At 47.5% G+C, this 21,126-nt stretch carries 18 protein-coding genes and 1 tRNA gene; 5 read left to right on the top strand and 14 right to left on the bottom strand.

Going from position 1 to position 21,126, the window contains the following annotated elements:
* Positions 1-11: 11 nt before the first annotated feature.
* The 5 genes from FC47_RS01385 to FC47_RS01365 form a co-directional block, all read right to left on the bottom strand.
* Positions 12-866, bottom strand: a complete 855-nt coding sequence (locus FC47_RS01385; RefSeq protein WP_080967967.1) for an undecaprenyl-diphosphate phosphatase — start codon at positions 864-866, stop codon at positions 12-14.
* Positions 867-947: 81 nt separating this feature from the next.
* Positions 948-2,159, bottom strand: a complete 1,212-nt coding sequence (locus FC47_RS01380) for a CPBP family intramembrane glutamic endopeptidase (RefSeq protein WP_034540738.1) — start codon at positions 2,157-2,159, stop codon at positions 948-950.
* 148 nt (positions 2,160-2,307) lie between these two features.
* A complete protein-coding gene (gene rnjA / locus FC47_RS01375) occupies positions 2,308-4,185 on the bottom strand; it encodes a ribonuclease J1 (RefSeq protein WP_006500662.1) in 1,878 nt (625 codons plus the stop codon).
* Between the two features lie 239 nt (positions 4,186-4,424).
* Entirely contained in the window at positions 4,425-4,772 is a 348-nt protein-coding gene (locus FC47_RS01370; protein ID WP_006500663.1) for a hypothetical protein, read from the bottom strand.
* A gap of 73 nt (positions 4,773-4,845) precedes the next feature.
* Positions 4,846-5,292 (bottom strand): MerR family transcriptional regulator, encoded by a 447-nt coding sequence (locus FC47_RS01365; protein WP_006500664.1) that lies wholly within the window; start codon positions 5,290-5,292, stop codon positions 4,846-4,848.
* 235 nt (positions 5,293-5,527) lie between these two features.
* Between FC47_RS01365 and FC47_RS01360 the strand changes: the two genes are divergently transcribed.
* Positions 5,528-6,958 (top strand): MDR family MFS transporter, encoded by a 1,431-nt coding sequence (locus tag FC47_RS01360; protein WP_235803978.1) that lies wholly within the window; start codon positions 5,528-5,530, stop codon positions 6,956-6,958.
* Positions 6,958-7,680, top strand: a complete 723-nt coding sequence (locus tag FC47_RS01355) for a DUF4811 domain-containing protein (protein ID WP_056967616.1) — start codon at positions 6,958-6,960, stop codon at positions 7,678-7,680. The genes FC47_RS01360 and FC47_RS01355 overlap by 1 nt, the downstream gene beginning before the upstream one ends.
* An 85-nt stretch (positions 7,681-7,765) precedes the next feature.
* Here FC47_RS01355 and FC47_RS01350 read toward each other — a convergent pair whose 3' ends face one another.
* The 3 genes from FC47_RS01350 to FC47_RS01340 all read right to left on the bottom strand — a co-directional run bounded on the left by FC47_RS01350 (position 7,766) and on the right by FC47_RS01340 (position 9,328).
* Positions 7,766-8,242: an S-ribosylhomocysteine lyase gene (locus FC47_RS01350; RefSeq protein WP_048345780.1), complete on the bottom strand. Its 477-nt coding sequence runs from the start codon at positions 8,240-8,242 to the stop codon at positions 7,766-7,768.
* A 70-nt stretch (positions 8,243-8,312) separates the two neighbouring features.
* Entirely contained in the window at positions 8,313-9,188 is an 876-nt protein-coding gene (locus FC47_RS01345) for an RluA family pseudouridine synthase (RefSeq protein ID WP_056967614.1), read from the bottom strand.
* Positions 9,189-9,252: 64 nt separating this feature from the next.
* Positions 9,253-9,328 (bottom strand) — tRNA-Asp (locus tag FC47_RS01340).
* A 192-nt stretch (positions 9,329-9,520) separates the two neighbouring features.
* On the opposite strand from FC47_RS01340, the gene mprF reads away from it, so the two are divergent.
* The 3 genes from mprF to FC47_RS01325 all read left to right on the top strand — a co-directional run bounded on the left by mprF (position 9,521) and on the right by FC47_RS01325 (position 15,300).
* Complete coding sequence (gene mprF / locus FC47_RS01335; protein WP_056967612.1) at positions 9,521-12,127, top strand: bifunctional lysylphosphatidylglycerol flippase/synthetase MprF; 2,607 nt, start codon at positions 9,521-9,523, stop codon at positions 12,125-12,127.
* A 362-nt stretch (positions 12,128-12,489) separates the two neighbouring features.
* Positions 12,490-13,923, top strand: coding sequence for an APC family permease (locus tag FC47_RS01330; RefSeq protein ID WP_056967610.1), 1,434 nt, complete (start codon positions 12,490-12,492; stop codon positions 13,921-13,923).
* A 30-nt stretch (positions 13,924-13,953) separates the two neighbouring features.
* Positions 13,954-15,300 (top strand): aspartate aminotransferase family protein, encoded by a 1,347-nt coding sequence (locus FC47_RS01325; protein WP_006500671.1) that lies wholly within the window; start codon positions 13,954-13,956, stop codon positions 15,298-15,300.
* A 42-nt stretch (positions 15,301-15,342) separates the two neighbouring features.
* Here the strand turns inward: FC47_RS01325 and FC47_RS01320 are convergent, their stop codons facing one another.
* From FC47_RS01320 to FC47_RS01295, 6 genes are all read right to left on the bottom strand, one after another.
* Positions 15,343-15,918: a DJ-1 family glyoxalase III gene (locus FC47_RS01320; protein ID WP_056967608.1), complete on the bottom strand. Its 576-nt coding sequence runs from the start codon at positions 15,916-15,918 to the stop codon at positions 15,343-15,345.
* Positions 15,919-15,954: 36 nt separating this feature from the next.
* Entirely contained in the window at positions 15,955-16,941 is a 987-nt protein-coding gene (locus tag FC47_RS01315; RefSeq protein WP_056967606.1) for an alpha/beta hydrolase, read from the bottom strand.
* 76 nt (positions 16,942-17,017) lie between these two features.
* On the bottom strand, positions 17,018-17,683 hold the full coding sequence (locus FC47_RS01310; protein ID WP_052669132.1) for a uracil-DNA glycosylase: 666 nt from the start codon (positions 17,681-17,683) through the stop codon (positions 17,018-17,020).
* A 66-nt stretch (positions 17,684-17,749) separates the two neighbouring features.
* On the bottom strand, positions 17,750-19,120 hold the full coding sequence (locus FC47_RS01305) for a threonine/serine exporter family protein (RefSeq protein ID WP_006500675.1): 1,371 nt from the start codon (positions 19,118-19,120) through the stop codon (positions 17,750-17,752).
* Positions 19,121-19,279: 159 nt separating this feature from the next.
* On the bottom strand, positions 19,280-20,170 hold the full coding sequence (locus FC47_RS01300) for a LysR family transcriptional regulator (protein ID WP_006500676.1): 891 nt from the start codon (positions 20,168-20,170) through the stop codon (positions 19,280-19,282).
* The gene (locus tag FC47_RS01295; RefSeq protein WP_056967604.1) at positions 20,170-21,054 is read right to left on the bottom strand and encodes a triphosphoribosyl-dephospho-CoA synthase; all 885 of its coding nucleotides are present in this window, start codon (positions 21,052-21,054) and stop codon (positions 20,170-20,172) included. Before FC47_RS01295 ends, FC47_RS01300 begins: the two co-directional genes overlap by 1 nt.
* Between the last annotated feature and the right edge of the window lie 72 nt (positions 21,055-21,126).

Genomic DNA, 21,126 nt, shown 5'->3' with positions numbered 1-21,126 from the left:
ATCTGCTTTGACTACTTCAAGACCAAAAAGTACAGCAGCACAAGCAGACCAAGGGCAATCCGGTACCAGCCGAATACCTTAAAGTCATGCTTTTTGATGTAGCGCATCAAGAATTTGATAACGATAATCGATGAGACAAATGCCGTAAGCAAGCCAACCATCATGATCCAAAATTCCATTGAGGTAAACGCCAGACCGAATTTAAGCAGCTTAAACAATGCTGCCCCAAACATGACTGGAATGGCTAAGAAGAAAGTATATTCGGCCGCTACCGTCCGTGATACCCCCAAAAGCAGCGCACCGACAATCGTTGCCCCAGAACGGCTGGTTCCAGGGAAGACAGCGGCAATCAGCTGAAAGAAGCCGATCATAACTGCCATGTTATATGAAATTTCGGCAATTGAATTAACCTTGGCTTTTTTACCCTTGTGCGCCGTTTCAATCCAAATAAAGGCCACCCCAAAAACGATTAAGGCGATTGCGACACTGACTGGGTTGTAGAAAAGCCGTTCGAAAGTATCATTGAAGGCTACCCCGATGATCCCAGCCGGCAGACACGAGATAAAGATCTTCAGCCACATGATCATGATGTCTTTATCAACATAGCGCCAGATGCCTTTAGGTGCAGCAACCCCCACGGCTTGACTGTGATGGAACGGCCAGATGCGCTTCCAGTAGATTACAACGACGGCCATGATCGCCCCTAATTGGATGACGACTTCAAACATGCTGTAAAACGATTTGGACACATCCAATTTAACGAACTGGTCCAACAGAATCATATGGCCGGTACTGCTGATTGGCAGCCATTCAGTGATCCCTTCTACAAGCCCAAAGAAAAAGGACTTGATTAGTTCAATTATCATTAAGTTAAACATCCTTTCAAAAATCGCTGTTTATAATGATAAGCTTTTTTTTCAAGATAATATAGGGCCTTTACCAAAATTTCACATTCTAAAGTCAAATGAGAAGTCGAAATGCTGGTGATCGCCAGTAAAACGATCGGCATGCCGCTCCATAACCAAGCGGCGGTTGCCAAACATCATCCAAAGCGTAACCGCAACAAAGTAGAGAAACTCAATCGTCAGGGCAATCCAATCAGCCAGACTGGTGCTGCCGACGATCGTTTCATGATGCGTTAAGCAAAAGATTGCTGCATCGATAAAGAAATGCATCAGCATCGTCAGCCATAATTGTCCCGTGTATAGATAGACGACGGCCAGGTATAGACCCAGACCAATCGCAAAAATCGCCTGCAGAAGCGTGACGTCCCATTTCTGCACGGCAGCATTTGGCAGGTGCAGCAGACCAAAACAGAGCGCACTCAGGCCCACCGCAATTGGTACGCGCTGCGTCAGATTACGGCAGGCATAAAGCAGCGCGCCTAAAATCCCAAATCGGCAAAGCGTCTCTTCAGCAATTCCTGCTTCCAGAGCCGTCAAGACCAAGCGCCGGTTCCATTGAACGTGAAAATCAAACTGCAGCCAGCCAGTTTGGAAAATGTCAAATGCCACATAAATTACATAAACAGCCAGCAGAACGCTCATTACCCACCAGCTCCAGCCAGTGCCAAACGTTGGTACCAGCCCAGGCCATGACAGATGCCAGGCTCGCATCAAAACCGTTACCGAAACAAAAAATGCCAGGGCACCCCAAAAGCCGGTCCCAATAAACTCCTTAAACAACTGTGGCTGAATAAACTTATCTGGCAAAAAGTACTGCATCATCATCACCGTTGTCATAAACAGATAAACCAAAAAGACGATGCGGGCAATCACGTTTTCCAATTGACCGCCAATCTCACTGGTAAACGGTGCAAACATGATTAGGTAGTATAGCAGCGTTACGGCAATTACGCCTCGTGCCGGCAGATGCAGCCGCACGATGATCTCTCTGGTGACGGTTCCCCACAGCATGATCAGCATGATCGGCTGCAGCATAGTCTGTAAGAACACGTCGACAACCTGCAGCCAGCGCGGTACATGCGTGACAATCGTGATCATCAGCCCCTCTAAGGCAACCAGCGCCAAAATGAATACCAGCAACCGGATCCCGCGCCCCATAATCAAGACGTTCCACCAAGCAACGGCAATCAAGAAAATCAAAGCGCCGACCAGCTGGGCTTGATACCAGATGTGAAGATAGTCTCTCCCTGACATCAAAAAGCCTCCTTAAATAATGAAAAAAACAAAAATAATTACAGTTTTCATGATACCAGAGGGCAGACAATTGATTAAGTCCGGAATCGAAAAAGTCAATTTATTATAATCAAAAAAGCTCGCCATTTAGACGAGCTTTGGTTAATTGCTATTTTTCAGTTACGACTGGCTGCGCGTTTTTCTTGGCCGCCGGACGACTACGCCGACGCGGCCGTGGCTTGTCGCTTTCATTATTGGCAGCACCGTTTTTGGCCTTGTGCTTGGAACGCGAATTAGTCCGTCGTGCGTTATGGTGAACGTCACGCTGCAGATCGCTGCCCTGCCCTTCCTCATCGGCATTCAAAATAGTAACCATCGGAATAATAACTGGCCGCCGCCCCGTCCATTCAAACAAAAGCTTTTGCAGTCGGCTGACGATGGTGCGGTTGATTGCCCGCCGATCAACGTGCTGATGGTTCTTAAACGTATTCAGAATTGCCCAGAAGACTTCATGGTTAGCCGCCTTGATCAGCTCTTGTGATTCATGCATGTAGACGAAGCCTCGCGAAACGATGTCAGGCCCAGCCACGATCTGGTAATCTTTTAAGTCAACGACGGCAATCGCGGTAACTACCCCTTCTTCAGAAAGCATCCGTCGTTCGCGGATCTCTGGGTTACCAACCGTGTCGCCAGCATCGCGACCATCAATATAGACATCACTGGCCGTTTCGATATGGTCGGCAACGCGGCAGGTATCCTTGGTCAAGGCTAAAACATCGCCATTAGCCAAAACGAAGCTGTGATCCATTGGTACGCCAGTTAGTTCAGCCAGCTTGGTATGAATCTTCTGCATCCGATATTCGCCATGGACCGGTGCAAAGAACTTTGGCTTCATCAAGCGCAGCATCAGTTCTTCATCAACCTGACCACCATGACCGGATGTATGAATATTGTTGACATAGCCATGAATTACCTCGGCACCGTCTTCTTCCAGCTTATTGATCAGAGCATTGACGCTGGTGGTGTTGCCTGGAATCGGATTGGAAGAAAAGACAACCGTATCGCCAGGCTGAATGGCAATCTGCCGGTGCGTGCCATTGGCAATGCGACTCAGCGCGGCCATTGGCTCACCCTGCGAACCGGTACACATGATCATGACCTTTTCTGGCGGGTAGCTGTTGATGTCATTTTGATCAATCAGGGCATCTTCTGGAATGTGCAGATAGCCCAGCTCTTGTCCAGCCGTAATTGCATTCTCCATGCTGCGGCCAAACACGGCAATCTTACGGCCCTGCTTCAAGGCAGCATCACTGGCCTCGCGAAGCCGGTAGACGTTGGAGGCAAATGAGGCAAAGATGATGCGGCCCTTAATTCGCTCAAAGATCCGGCGAATATGAATATCAACCCAGCGTTCAGATTTGGTAAATTCTGGTCGTTCCGCATTGGTTGAATCCGAAGTCAAAAGCAAAACGCCTTCTTCACCAAGCTTGGCCATTTGTTGGAAGTTTGGTCCCGGCAGATGACCAACCGGCGTTAAGTCAAATTTAAAGTCACCGGTTTGAACGATCGTGCCTTGTGGAGTATGAACGGCAACTCCCAAGGTATCCGGAATCGAGTGCGTCGTCCGGAAGAAGGAGACCCACAGCTTTTTAAAGTGCACCGTATCGAACTCATTGATTTCATGCAGCTCGGCATTCTTTAACAGATGTTTTTCCTCCAGCTTGCCACGAATCAAAGACATGGCAAACGGACCGGCATAGATTGGTGCATTGACCTTCTGCAAAAAGAATGGAAGTCCGCCAATGTGGTCTTCGTGACCGTGCGTAATAAAGATCCCTTTAATCTTGTCTTTGTTTTCAACCAGGTAGTCGTAGTTTTGAATAACGTAGTCGACCCCCAGCAGCTCGTCTTCTGGGAACAAGACCCCACAGTCAATGATGATGATCTCATCTTGGAATTGAACACAGTACATGTTCTTGCCGATCTCGCCCAAGCCACCCATCGCATAAAAAGCGACTTCATTATTTTTGATTTTTAATTTGCGCATAATACCTTTCTTTCCTTTGTGTTATTAAATTTCGTCAATTTTCGCAATCCAGAAATCAATGCAAGTAAAAATAGCGCCGTCAAACAGCTGACGTCACGTCTGAATTTGAAAATGAGCAACTCGTATTATTTATCCGTTCAAATAAAACTTAGTTTATTCTAACACATCCTAGAAGGCATTAGTAGTAAGTCGTTTTTGGAAAAATAAAAAGCACGGCTGAGTACCGTGCCATGATTGATTTAATCTTCTTGGGGCAGCTTGGCATGCTCTGACTGCATCCATTCTGCCCAGGTCTTAACTGGTTCACCATCGGCATCAAAGCGCGCCGACAGCTCATTTAAGATCTTAACGTAGCAAGACTTAACCATCGAAATACTCATTGCAGCCAGTTTGGCAACGGTCAGATAGTTGTTTTCTTCCAGAATCTGATTGATCATCGCCACTGCCTCATCGTCACCAGCCAGCGCGTCAATAATTTCGAGATTGTCCTGCTTGTACTGGCGGACGTAGTACTTGGCAAATGTTTCTAAAGCATTGTCCTGTGCTGCATCGGTCAGCTCATTAAAGCCAAAAGTATCTTCGCTCATGGAAGTCGTCCCCTTTAAAAATAATTTGTACATTACTAGCTTAACACTTTTTACGACTTCTGCAGTTGCCAACCTATTGACGGTTTCGCAGCGTTAATTTAACGTGTCCGGGTCCTTGAACGATTGCAACGACTTCCTTATCTGGCGCATCATCCAGTTTCCCCAAATTAATCAGCGTCGCGCCGGTCTTTTCATCATTTTCAAAATCCAACAGCCGGTCGCCAATAAAATGCTTGAACGACTTGGCCATTACCTGATGCTCTTTTTGCTTTTTGACGGCAACCGGCAGCGTAAAGCCCTCATCTAAAAAATACTTGATGCCGGTCACCTGCACCAGCGTCATCAACGTATACTTATGGCTTTTATTTTGCTGATCCTGCTCTGAAGCAATATAGCCTTTGCGCTCCCAATATCTGATCTGGCTTGGTGAAACGTTGGCTGCTTGCGAAAGCTCGCTCATACTGATGCGCAGTTTTTCATGAACGAACATCTTGCGGAACTCTTCCGTAATGGGACTCATTTTCTGATTCCTTTCCTATTTTCTATCAATTATAACCATTTTACATTGTAACCTAAAAGCACTAATCAATATAATATTTTTAAATATCTTTATCAAGAAATTTGACAAAGATATTTAATTATCATATATTTATAATCGCTTTTAAAAAATCAGTAACTTCAAAGGAGGGCTTTACGTGTCTGCAAATACAGCAGTCGACATCAATGGCAAGCCATACCATCGTAATCTGTTGGTAATGGTAATGCTGATCGGGAGCTTTTGTACGGTTTTAAACCAGACGATTCTGGCCACGGCTTTTCCAACTTTAATGAAGGCCTTTGACATTAGTACGGCAACCGTTCAATGGCTGACAACCGGTTTTATGATGGTTAATGGGATTATGATTCCCGTTTCGGCATATCTCAGCAATAAATTCAATTCAAAATGGCTCTATATCTCAGCGATGACGATCTTTGAGCTGGGTACCATTACTGCTTTTGCAGCGCCTAATTTCGGTACTCTGCTATGCGGCCGTCTGATTCAGGCAACTGGGGTCGGAATCACGATGCCGCTGATGCAAAACATCATGCTGACGATCTTCCCGCCTGAAAAACGTGGCGCTGCCATGGGAATCAACGGTCTGGTAATCGCGTTGGCACCAGCTCTGGGTCCTTCGCTTTCCGGCTGGGTAGTTGACAACTACTCATGGCGGGTACTCTTTGGCATGATCATTCCAATCGTTGCCATCGTGATCTTTGCCAGCTTCTTCTTGATGCAAAACGTTATCAAGACTACCGATCCTACGTTGGACTGGCTTTCGCTGCTTATTTCCACGGTTGGTTTCGGCAGTGTCTTGTATGGTTTCTCATCAGTCGGCGACAAAGGCTGGACTGATGCCATCGTCTGGGGCACCATTTTGATCGGCGTCATTCTGATTGCCATTTTGGTATGGCGCCAGAATCGTTTGGAGCATCCGTTCTTGAACTTCAAGGTCTTTAAAACACCGGAATTTGCCCTGGCCACGCTGCTCAGCTCCGTTGTAATGATTGCCATGGTCGGCGTTGAATTGGTCCTGCCGCTTTATCTGCAGATCGTTCATGGCATGTCGGCTTTCCATTCTGGATTGACGCTGCTGTTTGGGGCCATCATGATGGGGATAATGAGCCCAATTACGGGAAATCTTTTCGACCGCTATGGTGCCCGTCGCTTGGCAATGACGGGGATGTTTATCTTGACGATCGGCACGCTGCCCTTTGCATTCTTGACCCGCGAAACGCCAATCCTCGACGTTGTTTTCCTGTATGCCGTGCGCATGTTTGGGATCTCAATGGTCATGATGCCGGTCACTACTTCCGGTATGAACGCTTTGCCATTCAGCATGATCTCACATGGGACTGCCGTCAACAACACGATTCGTCAGGTGGCATCTTCAATGGGTTCAGCGATTCTGATCTCAGTCTTGACCAACGTGACGAATTCGCAGAAACCGGCACATTCGCTACTTAAATCCTCACCACTGCAGTACAAGTCGCAGATGATCGATGTTACGCTCAACGGCTACCATGCTGCCTTTTGGATTGCCATCGCTTTTGCCGTAATTGGTCTTTTGGCAACTTCACGACTGGGGAATGGTAACAAGATCCACGCCAAGTACGACTCAAATGCCAAGAAAGGAGGCAATGCATAATGATTACCGTTATCATGTTTATTGGCGCTATTGCCTTCTTTGTCTCAATCATGTTTGCTCCAAACATGCGTACTCGCTGGATCCTGGGACTAATTACCGGCCTGATTTTTGTCGGCTCAACCGTAATTATCACGGCCAACTTTCACGACCATTGGGGTATGAAACGAATCACCACGACCAAGACCCAAAAAATCTACTCTGCCAGTTCGCAGATGCAGCTGATTCTCTATCAGCCAGTTGGCACTTCCGGTAAAGACAACGTATACATCTACCAGACCAAGCCACGGCAAAAAACGCCACAGCATACGCAGGCCAATGAGTTTACGACCAACCGCCTAGTTTGGACCGATTCAGATCAGGCGACCTTAACCGTCAAAGAGACCCGCTGGCGCTTTAAAAACGACTTTTATAAAGTACTGTTTGCCGGTTCCAAAATGGATGGGAAGCTAGTTTCGCGAACCAATACGTTTAGATATCCAAAAACGTTTGTTAAGATTTCAGTCAAACAGGCCCAGGCGCTAAAAAAGCAGGCCCAGGCACTGAAATCCCCCGCAACTCAGGCTCAGTTAAAAGCACAAGCGGCCGCCTACGTTACGGCTAAAGTTCAGGCAGCCAAACAGCAAAATCCAGATCTGACGGAAGCTCAGCTGCAAAAGCTCACCGAACAGGCACAACAGGAATATCAAGCACAGATGATCAAAAAAATGATGGCTGCCAAATAAAGTCATCGCCTAATCAATAAAAAACGACAGCGTCACATCATATTCGATGTAATGGTGTCGTTTTTTCTGTATTCAAAACTGCCGACTAATCAACGATATGGCGCTCAAACGGCTGGTCGCTGATGCCTTGTGCCAGAATCTTCTTGCACCATTCCTTGGCCGAAAACAGTGAGTGATCGCGATAGTTCCCACAGCTTTTTTCCGTAGTTCCTTGGACGTCTTCCCACTTGGTCTGGTAGGCGATTTCTTCCAATGAGGACTTCAAGGCTTTAGCAACTTCAGTCGTGCTGTGCTCGCCCCAGGTAATCAAATGAAAGCCAGTCCGGCAGCCAAATGGCGAACAGTCGATCACGCCCGTCAAGCGGTCCCGCAGCAAGCCGGCTAACAGGTGTTCAATCGTGTGCAGACCAGCCGTTGGAATGGCATTTTCATTTGGCTGAACCAAACGCAGATCGTAATTGCTGATCTTGTCGCCTTTAGGTCCTTCTTCAACCGTAATCAAGCGAACGTATGGCGCCTTTACCTTTGTATGATCCAGTGTGAAACTTTCAACTTTAGCCATGAAAAATTCCTCCTAAAACTTAATTAGCCTTATTATAGAACTTTTAATCAGCTCTGTATGAATAAAATTATCAAACCATGGCCTGAGCAAACATTGCCGGCAATTCAATCGTAAAGTCGCGATGCTGCAGCGTAAATGGATCGTCAAACGCGATATGCGAGGCGCAGAGCAACTGGTGATCAAACTGTGCGGTCTGACCGCCATACAGATGATCTCCCAGCAGCGGATGACCAAGGTAGCTGAAATGTACCCGAATCTGATGCGTCCGTCCCGTATGCAGCCGTACTCTGACCAATGTCCAGTCATCACCGCGCTCTTCAACCCAATATTCGGTGCTGGCAAACTGACCATCGGCACTGACCTCGCGTCGCGCCTGTCCTGCTACGCGCGCGATTGGTTCTTCAATCACGCCATGATCGTTTTCCAAGACGCCTTCTACAATCGCTTGGTATTCCTTAACCATTCGATGCTGCTGAACCTGTTGACTGATCATGCTGACGGCTACTTGATGCTTGGCTATCAGCAGCAGACCACTGGTAAAGCGATCCAGGCGCGTAATCAGATGCGGCCGCTGATCTGGCGAGTCTTGATCCATCAAGTATCCGGTCACGCGGTTAAGCAGCGTGTCGTCGCCAGTCGTCGGTCCTGGAATCGATGCCAGACCGGCCGGCTTATTGACAACCAGCCAGTTGGCATCTTCATACACGATTTCCAGGGTACCGTGGCTTGGCTGAACGTCTGGATTGGGAAACTCTGGCACGACTTTGATCGTCAGTGGCTGATTAGGTAAAATCTTAGTCGTTGGTCGCACCGTTCGATGATCAACCTGAAATTCACCAGCACCATTTTTAATATCGTTAAACATCCGATGTCCCATACCTAAAGTCTGTAGATATTTTTTAATCTTGATCGGTTCTTGACCACGATAGATCCAAGTATTTTCCATTTTTCCCTCCAAACGAGCATACAAAAAAAGTTGAGACCGAAATCCCAACTTTCAAAAACTATAGCGGTCCGTACGAGGCTCGAACTCGTGATCTCATCCGTGACAGGGATGCGTCCTAACCAAAACTAGACCAACGGACCAATTTCACAACAATTGATAGTATACGAAAAGATTTGCTCAGCGTCAATAGCAGCGACCAAAATTAAGCCGTTTTAAATTGAAAAATTTTTTGCCACGTCAGATGCAATCTACTATTATTGATATTGAATTGCAAATTGGCAGACCATTTTGTTTGTCAGGCTGACATAATAAAAAAGTGAGGATTCTGAAACATGAACTCATCCCTAGCTACACGCATTAAAAATTGGTGGCAGCATTATGCCAAACTGCTGAAGCTGCTGTTCATTGCTTCAGTGATTATTTTTGTAATCACGGCGCTGGGCAGCTTTTTAAAAGATGTTGACTGGCACCGTGTCGGCATTGGCCTTGCCAGTCAGTCGCCCATTCACGTTTTGATGATGCTGATCGGCGGCTGCATCTCCATCGTGCCTATGCTTGGCTATGACTTTGCCATTACTCATTTTTTGTCTGGCCGTTTTTCTAAGCACTACATTATCAGAAGTGGCTGGATCACCAATACCCTGACCAACGTCGCCGGTTTTGGCGGACTATTGGGCGCAACCTTAAGAGCCTATTTTTATGGCAAGCATTCCAGTAAAAAACAGGTCCTGTTTGCCATCTCAAAAATTGCCATCTTTTTACTGTCCGGGCTTTCGATTCTTTGCTGGCTGGCGCTGGCAGTACTGCTTTTAGTGCCAAACGGTCATCATTTCGATCGCTACATTGTCTGGCTGGTCGGCGGTGGCCTTTATTTCCCCATCGTCTTCATTTTCACGCGTCTAAAAAATTCCAGCTTTTTTAAGGATCTAACGCCCAAGCTTGAATTGTTCATCGTAGCCAGCTCAACTGGCGAGTGGCTGTTGGTGGCGCTCTTTTTCTTGATGATTGGCTGGCTGTTGGACGTTAGGATCAATTTGTTATTGGTCCTGCCGATGTATGTCGTCGCCCAGCTCTTAGGCGTCATCTCCATGCTGCCTGGGGCAATCGGCTCCTTTGACATCATCATGCTGATGGAGTTGAGTATGCTGGGCGTTGATCGCTCAACGGCTCTGGTCTGGCTGGTTTTCTTCCGCGTCTTTTACTATTTGGTCCCGTTGGCTTTTGGGGCGTTATTGTTTGTATACCATTTCTGCCAGAAGATTAATCGCTTTTTCAAGGGGCTGCCCAACTTAATCTGGCATCAAAGCGCGCATGTCTTGATCACGGTCTTTATGTACTTTTCCGGTATTCTCATGCTGATCGATGCCTCCTTGCCCGATCTGACCGAAAACAGCCGCTTTCTGCAGCGTTTCTATCCTTTTACTTTCTTCTTTTTGCATCAGTTAAGCACCGTTTTATTTGCCATTGCGATGCTGGCATGTGCGCGCGGCGTGCAGGCCAAGCTCAAAAAAGCATATTGGCCGTCTTTGATTCTGCTGCTGATCGGTATGGTCAACACGCTATGGAACCTGGGAACCTGGGGACTGACCATCTACCTGCTGATCCTGCTGCTGCTCGTTTTGACCATGCGGCATGCCCTTTATCGAGAAAAAATGGCTTATTCGCTAGGAAAGGCATTTAGTGATGGGATCGTCTTTGTCGGTATTTTTATACTTTATATTATTATTGGGATTGTAAATGAACCAAACTACTATCACCATCATAAGATTCCTCAGTTCATGTTCTTCCCTGGTGAAAGTCTCTGGTTCTCCGGTTTCATCGGCTTGATCTTAGGAATTTTGGTCATGCTGGCCATTCTGCGCTACTTCACCAGCGGCTACGATCCATTTAACGGCTATCATTCATTCGATGCCCAACGCTGTCGACAGCTGATTGAGCGTTTTGGCGGCAATGAGACCAGTCACCTGGCTTTTTTGCGCGATAAGAATCTCTACTATTATCAAGTTGAAAAAGAAGACCGGCTCTTTTTCATGTATCGACGCAAATATGACAAGCTGATCATCATGGGCGAACCAGTCGGCGACCAAAGCGTACTGCACGATGCCCTGAGACAGTTCATCGTTGAAGCTGACCGCTATGGCTATCAGCTGGTATTTTATGAGGTCGGACAGTCGACAACCATGCTGCTGCATGAATTTGGCTTTGACTTTCTTAAAACTGGTGAGGACGGTCTGGTCAAAATGGCTAACTTCACGCTTGCCGGTAAGCGTCAGCGTTCACAGCGCGCCTTGATGCACAAGTTTGAGCGTGAAGGCTACACGTTCGATGTAGTTGAACCGCCATTTAACCAAGATCTGTTAAAAGAACTGAAGCACGTTTCCGACAGCTGGCTGGGTAAGCAGGTTGAAAAGGGCTTTTCATTGGGCTTTTTTGATGAATATTACCTGCAGCAGGCCCCAATTGCCATCGTTAAAAATCAAGACCAGCAGATCGTGGCCTTTGCAACGCTGATGCCTACTGGAGGCAAACAGATTCTGACGATCGATTTGATGCGTCACGATCGCGATCTGGCACCATCAGGCATCATGGATATGATTTTCGTCAATCTATTCCTGTATGGTCAAAAAACCGGCTACGAATATTTTGATCTGGGAATGGCCCCATTGAGCAACGTGGGCGAATCACAGTTTAGTTTCATCGAAGAAAAGGCCGCGCACTTTATTTACGAGTACGGCTATCGGCTCTATGGCTTCCAAGGACTGCGCAACTATAAGGAAAAATATGCCGATATCTGGCTGTCACGCTACACCGTCTACCGTAAAAAGAGCTCGCTGGTCGGTTCAACGCTGGCCCTGGTCAGTGTCGTCAATCAGCGTTCAAACCCCGATCACAGTCGGCGGCTGAAACCGCAGCTAATTGAAGATATTCTCAAACATTAATTAAAAGGTCGTCTCTTAAGATGAGGCGGCTTTTTTGTTAGTTGACCAATTTTTAATCAGTATTTGGGGGCAGTTCTTTGATAAGAATTAAAAAAATTAATTTTTAATCAAACATTGCTAAACTTAATTCAGCGCGTCACACTTGATAAGTTTACGCTTACACGTTTTAGGCAGATTGTTAGAATGCACAAAAAGTTCTTGCAAGCTGTTTAAATTATAGTTATAATTTAAAACATTAGAGAATTCTAATTTAAATATAATTATTTATCGCTTGGTTTTCCCGCCAAGTCTGGATGCGTTGCAATCATATTGGAACTTTTTGCAGAATTAGGATTGTCTCACTTAGTTCAGGAGGAAGATTTATGGGATTTTGGAAAACTATCACTCGAAAAGAAGACCCCAGTGTCTACCAAGATAAGGACAGTCACCTTATTCGCTCATTACGCGTACGGGACTTTTTGGCCTTAGGGGTTGGGACGATTGTGTCCACTTCGATCTTTACTTTACCTGGTGAGGTTGCTGCCATGCATACCGGTCCAGCCGTTGCCATCTCGTTTGTGATCGCGGCCGTCGTTGCTGGTCTGGTTGCCTTCGCTTATGCTGAAATGTCGGCTGCCATGCCATTTGCTGGTTCGGCCTATTCATGGATCACCGTCGTATTCGGCGAATTCTTCGGCTGGATTGCCGGTTGGGCACTGCTGGCTGAATACTTTATTGCCTTGGCCTTTGTCGGCTCTGGTCTTTCTGCCAACCTGCGGCCACTGCTTGCCAACATCGGTATCAAGCTGCCGGCTTCACTTTCCAATGCTTTTGGTACCAGTGGCGGGGTCGTTGACTTGATCTCTTTGATTGTGATCGCATTGGTTGCCATCCTGGTTTCTCAAGGGGTTAAGGATGCTGCCCGTGTTGAAAACGTACTGGTTACGCTGAAGGTGCTGGCAATTCTGCTGTTCATCGTCGTTGGTGCAACTGCAGTTAAGCACAGTAATTTCGTTCCATTTATTCCTAAGTACCGGATGACTTCTAATGGTGCTTTTGGTGGCTGGCAAGGTATCTATGCTGGGGTTTCGATGATCTTCCTTTCCTACATCGGATTTGACTCCATTGCCGCCAACTCTGCCGAAGCCATCAACCCTGGCAAGACGATGCCACGCGGGATCTTGGGCTCACTGGCAATTGCCGTGGTTCTGTTCGTTGCCGTAGCCTTGGTTCTGGTTGGGGTTTTGCCTTACCAAAAGTACGCCAACTCTGCTGAACCAGTTGGTCTGGCTCTGCGTTCAATTGGTCACCCAGTCGTTGCTTCGGTTGTCCAAATCGTTGCCGTTGTCGGGATGTTCACTGCTTTGATTGGGATGACCATGGCCGGTTCTCGTTTGATCTACTCATTCGGTCGTGACGGCATGCTGCCTAAGTTCTTGGGGACGCTGGACGAAAAGAACCGTCCCAACCATGCTCTTTGGACCTTGGCAATCATTGCCATCCTGATTGGTGCCATGTTCCCATTCGCATTCTTATCACAGTTGATCTCTGCGGGGACGCTGATCGCCTTTATGTTTGTTTCATTAGGGATCTATGCACTTCGTCCTCGTGAAGGCAAGGATATTCCAACACCAGCCTTTAAGATGCCATTCTACCCAGTAATGCCATGCTTAGCTTTCCTGGCTTCCCTGTTCGTGTTCTGGGGACTTGACATCGATGCCAAGATTTATGCCGGCGTATGGTTCCTGCTTGGTCTGGTAATCTACTTCACTTACGGAATGCGTCACTCTTACTTGAATAAGACGAAAAAAGACTAGTTGTAAGCTTTAAAAGGGGGCGGCTGTCAAATGACGGACAGTAACAACAAGCATCTGCTGGAAGAAGAAGCTAAAGCGTTTGCATCTTCTGGCCGGATCAACTATTACGATATCGTTATCGATCATGGCAAGGGCGCGGTGATTACCGATGCTGACGGCAATGACTATATTGATCTTTTGGCCAGTGCCAGTTCAACCAACACCGGTCATGCCCACCCTAAAGTCGTCAAGGCAATTCAGGATCAAGCGGCCAAGCTGATCCAGTATACGCCAGCCTACTTCGCTAATACTCAAGAAGCCCGTCTGGCGCCACGTCTGGCAAAACTGGCACCGATGAGCGGTCCGGTTGAGGTTTCATGGGGACTGTCCGGCTCCGATGCCAACGATGCCATCATCAAGTTTGCACGTGCCTATACTGGCCGTCAGTATCTGGTGGCCTTTACTGGTGCCTATCATGGGTCTACCTATGGCTCAATGTCGCTTTCCAGCATCAGCATGAACATGAGCCGCAAAATGGCGCCGCTGCTGCCGGGCGTTGTCAAGGTCCCCTTCCCTTCTCCTTGGGAACGCGAACCCGACGAAAGCGAAGAACACTTCGTTGACCGTTTCTTCCGTGAGTTCATGCGGCCATTTGAAACCTACCTGCCGGCTGAAGAAACCGCGGTTATCTTGATGGAAGCTATTCAAGGCGATGGTGGGATCTGCAAGACACCTCCTGCCTTTATGAAGAAGGTCTATGACTTTGCCAAGGCTCATGGTATCTTGTTCGCAGTTGATGAAATCAACCAAGGCATGGGCCGCACCGGCAAATGGTGGTCGATTCAAAACTTTGACGGAATTGAGCCTGATCTGATGTCAGTCGGCAAGTCGCTGGCATCCGGCCTGCCTTTAAGTGCCGTGGTTGGGCGCAAAGAAATCATGGAATCGCTTGGTGCGCCAGCGCATCTGTTTACGACGGCCGGCAATCCAGTTACCACGGCGGCTGCCAATGCAACGCTGGATGTTTTTGAAGAAGAGCATCTGTTGGAACGCTCAGCTAAGCTGGGGCAAAAAGCCAAGGCATTCTTTGAGGCCGAAAAAGAAAAGTTCGACTTCATTGGCGATGTACGAATGTATGGTCTTGATGGCGGAATCGATATCATTGATCCGGCAACCGGTCAAGGCGACACTAATGCCACGGTTAAATTGATGTACCGCATCTTTGAACTGGGTGCGATCATCATCAGTCTGCGCGGCAATATTCTGCGTTTCCAGCCGCCTTTGGTAATTACCGAGGCCCAGCTTGATCAGGCCTTTACGATGATTGATCAAGCCTTTAGCGAGCTGGCAGCTGGCAAGCTTACTCTGCCGGCTAAGGCTGCTGAAATGGGCTGGTAATCAAGCAAAAAAGATCCGGAGAATCAATCTCCGGATCTTTTTTTAGATGTTTTCTTTAAGATAGTCGTACAGCGTATCCTGCTTAATTGTCTTGGTATCAAGTCCCAGTGCCTCAGCAATTGCAAATGCATAGGCCCATGCCGTTGCCGGAACACGACTGGTAACCAGGTGGCCTGCTTGATCGGTAACCGTAATATCTTCTTTAAAATGACCGTTTGGTGCCAACTGATGCGTTTCCTTTTCAATTCCTGGATAGCAGGTATAGTCATGACCATCCAGCAATCCATAGCGTGCCAGTGCAATCGGCGCTGCGCACATTGCCGCACACCATTTGCCAAGCGATTGACGCTTCTGCATGATTACCATCAACTGGTCATTATCGCGTAAGGTCTGCGCATTGCCATACCCACCAGGAAAGGCCACGATATCATAATCCAGCAGCTGATCACTGATTAGCTTGTCAGCCTTAAAATTAATCTGATGAGCTCCATGGATTTCCGATCCTAAGACGCCTACGATATCGCATTTTACCCCCATGCGGCGCAAAACGTCGACTACCGTTAAGCCTTCAATCTCTTCACAGCCATCTGCAAAAACTACTGCTGCCGTCTTTGTCATTTTTATCACCTCATAGTTATGATAGTCCAAATAAGCCTATTGTTGATCAAAATCATGAGCCATCTCCATAATCACGTGCTCTGATTCTGGAATTGGATACAATGGATAGGAATGAAACATCCCACGCCCAATCACGGTATTAGTGTTGACGCCAGCTGCCTTTAGCCGCCGCGTAAAGTGAATGGCGTCTGGATACATGATCTCATGCGTGCCAATGTAGATCGTAACGTTGCGCAGCTGATCCACGGGGCCATACAGAGGACTGAGGCGTGCATCGCGGGGATCGGTCTGCCCAGCCCACAGCTTTCCTAACGCCCGTAAACCTTCTTGATCAAGCAGGCGATCCTTGGCTGCGTACTTTTTGATCAATGGGTTTCCCAGCTGCAGATTCAGCCATGGTGAAATCAGCACCAGCCGACCCGGTTGCGGCAACCCCTGCTGTGCCAAATTTTCACAGAAACCAGCTGCCAGCCCTGCTCCCGATGAGTCGCCCATTAAGATAATGCTGCTGACCGGCCGCTGATCATACAGCCATTTATAAAGATCAAGCAGCTCTTGATAGGCATCCTTAAAGTCATGATCGGGTGCCAATGGGTAATCAGGCACCACGATCTCGGCATTAGCTGCTTTTGCCAAACGATTCAAAAACTGCCAGTGTCCCTTTAACGGCCGCTGAATAAACGCGCCCCCGGCAAGATAAACGATCAGATTGCGTGCTTGAGCATTCTGATTAAGCCAAATCAGTGGATAAGGCGCTGTCACCAGTTTTACGGGAACGCTGAACTGAACGTTGGCTGGGATCTTTAAAGGTTCTCGATTGGCTTGCCGGCAGCTTGCCACCAGCCCCTGCCTTTTTTGAGGATCAGCCAAAGTCTGCTTGAATCCCGACAGCTGAATACCCATCTCGGTTAAGGTAGCCCTTTTGGATCGCGAATGTCCGCACCGTGCCATTTCGCGCAGGCTGTTGCCCAGGTTATCGGCCATTGCAGCTAAAATATGATGATCAAAATTTTTTCTATCCATAGACTGAAATTCACTTTCTTATTGTCTTTGCCTTTAATCCTATCACGAATCAGCCGCTAACTTTTATTTGATTTCTTTAAATTTTATCGGTTTCCAACTGATCTAGCTTTTGGGCAATTGCTTCCCAATCATGACGAACGATCGGCTCCAGCTTGCGTGCGTACAAAAAGGCTGCTGGATGATACATTGGAATCACCGTATAGCTCTGATTGCTCATGACATAGCCTTGATGATCACTGGCTGCTCTTTGAATCAGGCAATGCAGGATCTGACCATGCAGACTGCCAATTTTCGCACTTGGCCCTAATAAGCGCTGCAGGCTGGTGTTTCCCAGCGGCATTAAAATCTTTGGGCGCACCTGGTCCAGTTCCCAGTCAAACAGACGCGCATAGGCATAGACCTCAGCCTTGGTCGGGGTTCGATTGGGCGTTTTTTCAACGATTGCACCGGTTTTCTTATCTTTGACCCGTTTGATTGAATAAGGCCGTCTTCTGACCACGCTGGTAATATAGACGTCTTCTCTGGTCATGTGAAGATATTCTTCGATCAGTTTCATTAATTCTTTCCCAGAAGCACCAACGAATGGTACGCCGGTCTTGGCTTCCTCTCTTCCAGGCGCTTCGCCAATCAGCATAATCTTAGGATGTTTGGGACCCTGCCCGGCTACAAATCCGGTTAGATGATGACCTTTTAATAAATCCTCAGCTTGCTGCAGCAGCGATGGCGGATACTCAATAATCATGCTTTCACCTTCATAAATAAAAAAGATTTCGGTTATCAATTATAATAACAGAAATCTTTGGTATTACTAACTGGTATGACGCCACTTAGGATCACCCAAAATCCGTGCCGCGATCAGCCCTAGCGGCAAGAAAACGATGATCAAAAGCGCTTTGGTAATCCATAAGGCACCAACGCTGATCGACGTGAGCCCCATATTATACATAGCCCGATAAAGGTAAAGTCCAGGCACCATGATCACGATTGCCGGTACCGTTAAAGAGATTCGCGGATAGCCAAGCCGATCACGAACGAACGAGGCCAGGATTCCCGCCGTCAACGCCCCTAAGAATGCGGCCGCACCTGCCGGCATTACGTTATAGTCAACCAGTTCGAGCCGCAGCGTATTGGCAATTGCGCCGATTACACCTGCAGTGGCTGCCATTTTAGGCGTGGAATTAAACATGATCGAAAAGCCGAAAACCCCGCAAAAGCTGGCCGGCAGCCGCAGTAAAAAGAGCATCAGTGGTGAAAGTGCCAAGGGTTCAAAGTTTTCCGGCTTGAGATGCACCAGCATGGCAACCAGCCAACCGACTAAGGTAGCCACGATAATGATCATCACGGCATAGGCCAGTCTTTCCAAACCGGAACGCATGTCAAGCTTAGAAAGATCCAAGCCGCTGGTAATGAATGGAAAACCAGGAATCACAAACAGCATGGCCCCAATATAGCCGGCTTCATGACGCGGATTAAGTGAAATTCCCATGTTTAAAAGCTTTAGGGCCATCACATAGATTACACAGGCCACAGCTACCGAAGTCGCGAGACAGGCAAACAGCGTCAGCTTACGGTCAATCATCTTGCGCCGAACGTAATTGCCGATGCCAGCGCCAAAAAATGAACAGATCATTTCAATTGGTCCACCGCCCAGTAAAAAGACAAAGGCACTGCAGGCTAAAGCCGCCGCCAGACCAACCTGCAGCGGCGAATAGTTGCCTTTCATCCGGTGTATGACGTCCAAGCGTTTGTGAATCTCGCCAACGGTCCAGTGATCGCCTCGTTGGTCAAACTCCTTGACAAAGCTTTCCAGCGCATTCAGCTTAGTCGTATTGACTCCAGTATTAGGCAGCGATAAAGCCTGGGTATAGCTGTTATTGGCGTCCATACAGGTATATTCGATTGAAACCAGACCAATATCAGCCGAACAGGTCATATTGAGCTTTTGAGAGACCACGTTCATCGAGTCGCGTACTCGCCAGGCTCCCGTGCCACAAGCCAGCATCATGATGCCAATGCGCCCAACAATCGTCGAGCGCTCAACCAGATTGGCTTTTTGGGCGGGGGTTACATTGTCGCTGCTGTAGAAGTCATGCCAGTGAATCGCCATATGATGACGATAGTTGCTGAGATCCTCATTATCGCTTTTGGGCTGGCCTTGTTCGATCGGCAGTTTTCTCATTGTTTAAATCGCTCCTTAGTCGGGATATCAAAAATTGTCAAACTTCTTATCATTATAAAACGATTAAAGCTGCTTGAACGAAAAAAATATTTTAATGATCACAAGTCATGCAAAAAGGCCCAGTATCCGATTTCAGATACCAAGCCTCATTCAGCTTTACTATTCGTCTTCTTTAGCAACTTGGCCCAGCAGTTTTACAAAGTGCTGCTCTTCATCACTAAGGACGTAGCCATTGCGAATTGCCAGTGAGATATAGAACCATTCTGGCAATGGATCGTCAATCTCCAAGGGCACGATGCCCGTCTCATTTTTAGCGGCATCCCGGACCATTAAGGCAATCCCCACGTTTTCTCTGACCAATTCCTTAACCCATGAAATATCAGGTACCTTGTAGACGGCTACGGTTGGCTTGATATGCGCATAGGCAAAGTAGGAACGCATTGCGGCCACATGAACGTACTGCTTGTCATAGGTAATGAAATGCTGATTGGCCAGTTCCTTAAAACTGATCTTTTTTCGCTGTGCCAGGGGACTTTTGGCACTGACCATAATACTGTATGGACGTTTGGTTAGGAGCTGTACATAGACCTTTTCTTCATCCAGCGGTGCCACTGACCCCAGCATGGCAACGTCAATTTCGCCTTTAAGCAGCTTGGACAGCAGTTCCTGGGAGCCGGCTTCACAGATCTGAACGCGCCGCATGATGGATCCTGGTACTTTCTTGGCAATCTTGGCTACCAAAAGCTTACCGATAATCGGCGGCAGGCCAAAGCGAATCTGCCGTTCTTGAACCAGATCAATCGAATGATGGGCCAGCGAGATCTGTTCATTGATAGCCTTAGCACTGGCCGCCAAAAGCTGACCACTGCGCGTAATCATGTTTTGCCGGTGAGCACGATCCGTATAGACTAATTGGGCATCAAATTCTTTTTCTAATCGTTTGATCGCCTGAGTAACGGTTGGCTGCGAGACGCCGAATTCCTTGGCGACGCGCGTGTAGTTTTTATACTTGACCAATGCTTGAAAATACTGCAGATCCCGCGTATTCATCAAATCATCCCTTCAGATTGCATGGCTTCTGGCCGTAAGATTCCTTGACGCAGACCAATAAAAATCGTTAATATCAGCAGATCGGCCGAACCGCCCAGACTGTAGTTGTTGAGCAGATATTCTTGATTGAGCCGTGCCAGATAGTCGCGGCCGGCCTGCGTCTGCGTGCCGCCCAGCTCTAAATATCTTTTTGCCTGTTGATGAGCCTCTTCAACAACGTCATGACGACCAGCCCGTTTGATCAGATTGGTGTCCTCAGTCTGCGCGACGATATGCATAAACGTATCCAACAAGCGCTGCATCGTTGTTCCCTGGCTTTTTTTCAGTGCTGGCACGCCAATCTGCATGACGGTTGGATAGCCAGCCTCAGCCTCACCACGAATGCCTTTGATGCCATAGCGCAGAAATTCTTTTTCACCGGCCGTCAGCTGCTCAACGGGCTTGGCATGCAGCTTTTCAATATCGTAATCACTGGCTGTCAATCCTTTAAGCATCCGTTTAACGATCGTGGTCAGATCCAACTGGGGATGCTTGATGCGATAGGCTTCGGCACACGTCAGGACACCGAGCGAAAAAACCGCACCCTTATGCGTATTAACGCCATTGGTTGCCTTAAACATCGTCTTTTCGGCTTCAATCCCAAAAGTTCGCAGTTTTTTAAACATAAGCGTCAGATCAGTCGCTGTAAAATTCATTCCCAAATCAACGCTTTGTTCAAAATAATGATGCAAACTAAGGGCACTGTCAATAAATAAGAATACATCCATATCAGGGTGTGGTCCAGAAGACACCGGATCCACCAGTCCAGGCTTGGGGTTGACGGAAACCTCATAAATCATTGCTCGCAGTGCATCGTTAACCAGCTTAGCGCTTGTTTGTTCCATAAATCATATCCTCAATTTTGGTAAAAAACCGCGACTGATTTTAAATGCCAGCCGCGGTTTTTAAAATTTTAA

The sequence above is a fragment of the Limosilactobacillus mucosae DSM 13345 genome (assembly GCF_001436025.1).
GTDB classification, from domain to species: domain Bacteria; phylum Bacillota; class Bacilli; order Lactobacillales; family Lactobacillaceae; genus Limosilactobacillus; species Limosilactobacillus mucosae.
This window is presented reverse-complemented; position numbering and strand designations above follow the sequence as displayed.

Bases quoted from the DNA above. Each gene is read 5' to 3' on its own strand.
- rnjA (WP_006500662.1), bottom strand. From the start codon at position 4,185: ATGCGCAAATTAAAAATCAAAAATAATGAAGTCGCTTTTTATGCGATG.
- FC47_RS01300 (WP_006500676.1), bottom strand. From the start codon at position 20,170: ATGAATACGCGGGATCTGCAGTATTTTCAAGCATTGGTCAAGTATAAA.
- FC47_RS01350 (WP_048345780.1), bottom strand. From the start codon at position 8,242: ATGGCTAAAGTTGAAAGTTTCACACTGGATCATACAAAGGTAAAGGCG.
- FC47_RS01320 (WP_056967608.1), bottom strand. From the start codon at position 15,918: ATGACAAAGACGGCAGCAGTAGTTTTTGCAGATGGCTGTGAAGAGATT.
- FC47_RS01315 (WP_056967606.1), bottom strand. From the start codon at position 16,941: ATGGATAGAAAAAATTTTGATCATCATATTTTAGCTGCAATGGCCGAT.
- FC47_RS01305 (WP_006500675.1), bottom strand. From the start codon at position 19,120: ATGAGAAAACTGCCGATCGAACAAGGCCAGCCCAAAAGCGATAATGAG.
- FC47_RS01330 (WP_056967610.1), top strand. From the start codon at position 12,490: ATGGGATTTTGGAAAACTATCACTCGAAAAGAAGACCCCAGTGTCTAC.
- FC47_RS01360 (WP_235803978.1), top strand. From the start codon at position 5,528: ATGGTAATGCTGATCGGGAGCTTTTGTACGGTTTTAAACCAGACGATT.
- FC47_RS01345 (WP_056967614.1), bottom strand. From the start codon at position 9,188: ATGGAAAATACTTGGATCTATCGTGGTCAAGAACCGATCAAGATTAAA.
- FC47_RS01355 (WP_056967616.1), top strand. From the start codon at position 6,958: ATGATTACCGTTATCATGTTTATTGGCGCTATTGCCTTCTTTGTCTCA.
- mprF (WP_056967612.1), top strand. From the start codon at position 9,521: ATGAACTCATCCCTAGCTACACGCATTAAAAATTGGTGGCAGCATTAT.
- FC47_RS01385 (WP_080967967.1), bottom strand. From the start codon at position 866: ATGATAATTGAACTAATCAAGTCCTTTTTCTTTGGGCTTGTAGAAGGG.
- FC47_RS01325 (WP_006500671.1), top strand. From the start codon at position 13,954: ATGACGGACAGTAACAACAAGCATCTGCTGGAAGAAGAAGCTAAAGCG.
- FC47_RS01370 (WP_006500663.1), bottom strand. From the start codon at position 4,772: ATGAGCGAAGATACTTTTGGCTTTAATGAGCTGACCGATGCAGCACAG.
- FC47_RS01295 (WP_056967604.1), bottom strand. From the start codon at position 21,054: ATGGAACAAACAAGCGCTAAGCTGGTTAACGATGCACTGCGAGCAATG.
- FC47_RS01365 (WP_006500664.1), bottom strand. From the start codon at position 5,292: ATGAGTCCCATTACGGAAGAGTTCCGCAAGATGTTCGTTCATGAAAAA.
- FC47_RS01310 (WP_052669132.1), bottom strand. From the start codon at position 17,683: ATGATTATTGAGTATCCGCCATCGCTGCTGCAGCAAGCTGAGGATTTA.
- FC47_RS01380 (WP_034540738.1), bottom strand. From the start codon at position 2,159: ATGTCAGGGAGAGACTATCTTCACATCTGGTATCAAGCCCAGCTGGTC.